This window comes from Bacteroides sp. 41_26 (assembly GCF_949740115.1).
GTDB lineage: Bacteria > Bacteroidota > Bacteroidia > Bacteroidales > Bacteroidaceae > Bacteroides > Bacteroides nordii.
Genome location: NZ_CATJGZ010000134.1, coordinates 1 through 2,482 on the forward strand (window position 1 = coordinate 1; position 2,482 = coordinate 2,482).

The 2,482-nt window shown below is 52.5% G+C and carries 3 protein-coding genes; 1 reads left to right on the forward strand and 2 read right to left on the reverse strand.

Annotated elements, in window-relative coordinates:
* The coding region (locus QX565_RS19985; RefSeq protein WP_289294117.1) for a dihydrodipicolinate synthase family protein at positions 1–203 on the reverse strand (203 nt) is incomplete at its 3' end.
* An 11-nt stretch (positions 204–214) separates the two neighbouring features.
* Positions 215–1,294 carry an aspartate-semialdehyde dehydrogenase gene (gene asd / locus QX565_RS19990; protein ID WP_289294119.1) on the reverse strand — a complete coding sequence of 360 codons (1,080 nt, stop codon included), beginning with the start codon at positions 1,292–1,294 and terminating at the stop codon, positions 215–217.
* 142 nt (positions 1,295–1,436) lie between these two features.
* On the opposite strand from asd, the gene QX565_RS19995 reads away from it, so the two are divergent.
* The coding region (locus tag QX565_RS19995) for a SpoIID/LytB domain-containing protein (protein WP_289294121.1) at positions 1,437–2,482 on the forward strand (1,046 nt) is incomplete at its 3' end.

The following is a 2,482-nucleotide window of genomic DNA, read 5'->3' on the forward strand; positions in this document are numbered from 1 at the left end:
ACAGCGTATTCAATCACCTCTCTGTGTTCTTCCGGGGTCATAGTGGCACTTTCTCCGGTAGTGCCGCAGACACAGATGGCGTCAATGCCGCCTTGCAGTTGTTCATCCAGCAATTGCCCAAAGACCGGGTAATTGATTTCCCCTTCCGGAGTAAAAGGCGTGACAATGGCGGTACAGGCACCGCAAAAAACAGGCTCTCGCATAACATTCCTCCTTAATCCATGTAGCCCTGGGCACAGAGAAGCTCTGCCAGCAGAACGCCTCCTCCGGCTGCTCCCCGCAGGGTGTTGTGGGACAAACAGGCGAATTTATAATCGTACTGACTGTCAGGACGGAGCCGTCCGATGGAGATGGCCATGCCGTTTTCCAAATCCCGGTCCAAACGAGTCTGGGGACGGTCAGGTTCTTCAAAATAGCAAAGCGGATGCGAAGGGGCGGAGGGAAGGGCGAGTTTTTGCGGGAGGCCCTGGAACTCAGCCCAACGCTTTTTGATGACCGATATGTCAGGCGTATGGCGAAAGGTGGTGAACACAGCCGCCATATGTCCATCACTGACAGGAACACGGAAGCACTGGGCAGTGATAGACGGGAATTTGGCGGTCTGAATTCCTTCGGGAGTCAGGGTGCCCCAAACTTTTAAGGGTTCCTGCTCACTTTTCTCCTCCTCGCCGCCGATGTAGGGGATCAGATTGTCCGCCATTTCCGGCCAGGTATCAAAGGTCCTGCCGGCGCCGGAGATGGCCTGATAGGTACAAACCAAAACCTTTTCCGGTTCAAAGTCCAGAAGGGGAGCAAGGGCAGGTACATAACTTTGAATGGAACAATTGGATTTGACAGCGATAAAGCCCTTCTTTGTTCCAAAACGCTGGCGCTGCATGGGGATGATCTCCAGGTGGGAGGGGTTTACTTCCGGGATCACCATAGGAACGTCCGGGGTCCAACGGTTGGCGGAGTTGTTGGATACGACGGGGCACTCTGCCCGGGCGTAGGACTCCTCCAGCGCACGGATATCATCCTTTTTCATATCCACCGCACAGAAGATGAAGTCAACCTGTTCTATAATCTGTGCCCGGTCGGAAACAGCGTCATAAACGACCATGTCTTTGACGGACTCGGGAATGGGAACAGACATTTTCCACCGGCCCCGGACCGCCTCCTGATAGGGTTTTCCTGCGCTGCGGGAGCTTGCTGCCAATGTGGTAACGGTGAACCAGGGATGGTTTTCCAGTAAGGTCAAAAACCGTTGCCCAACCATTCCTGTGCAGCCTACCACGCCTACATTCCATTTATTCATAGCATCGACCTCCTGATAAGTTTATGTATATGCCGGAAAAAAGAAAAAATCATTTTCTTTACCTGAGGCGGTTTTTGTATTATAATGTCGTAAGTGATTTTACACAGGAGAAATTCCTCATATAAGGAGATAAAAGCAGGCAATGAAACGAAGAGTGATGATGGCGCTTTTAGCCATGTGGATGATGCTGGCTATGCTCCCTGCAGCGTATGGGGAGGGATCGGATGAAATAAAGGTACTGGTAGGGCTGGCATACAAGGGAACGGCTCTGGACGGTGCAAACCTGGCCAATGGCGAGGGAAAGGGATATCGCTTTGGATATTTGGACCGGGAAAGGAATTTTTACTCTCTTGGGTACACGGACGAAAAAAATATCTCGGTGGTAAAAACCCAGAATGTATGGTATGGTGTTGATACGACCTATGACCCTGACGGGGCATTGAAAAGCTATTCCAATGCCATTACTTCCGATATTGGGGTAGGGTGTTATCATGTGCGGCTGCCACTGGGCGAGGAAGAGCCCACATTTGAGACCGTTCTTGAAGCTGCAAAGGAGATGGGAGGGTTCCCGGCCTGGATCAACGGAGCGTGGCAGCTGCGGCAAGGGGCGTATCTGACCCAGAACGAGGCGCAAGCTGCGGCGGAGAGTCTTGGCGGAGAGGTGGTTGGTACCAGCTCTTACGGTGTATCGGTGGTCAAAACAGGGACAGCAGAGGTCCTTTTCCAGTTTGACGGGGGCGAGATGCTTTCTTTGGCTGTGGCACCGGGAAGGGAGGAAACGGAGAAAGCCACCACCTATTTCAGAAAGCTGAAATACTATGGCATTTTTCAGTTTCAGCGTGTGGGGGGCGGTGACCTTGTTGTTTCCAATCTTTTAAGCCTGGGGGAATATACCGATAGCGTCATCTCCCATGAGATGAGTCCGAGCTGGCCGCTGGAAGCGTTGAAAGCACAGGCTGTGTGCGCCAGAAGCTACTATGAAGATAATTTAGGGCGGCACGATTCCTATGGCTTTGATATCTGCTCCACCACCCATTGTCAGGTGTATTTCGGTATGGCGGATGCCAACGACCGTACGGCGCAGGCAGTGCGGGAGACCGAAGGATTGCGGGCCTGGTATCAGGGGAAGCCGGCAAAAACCTTCTATTTTTCTTCGGATGGCGGTGGAACGGAAGCCTGCAAGAATGT

Bases quoted from the DNA above. Each gene is read 5' to 3' on its own strand.
- asd (WP_289294119.1), bottom strand. From the start codon at position 1,294: ATGAATAAATGGAATGTAGGCGTGGTAGGCTGCACAGGAATGGTTGGG.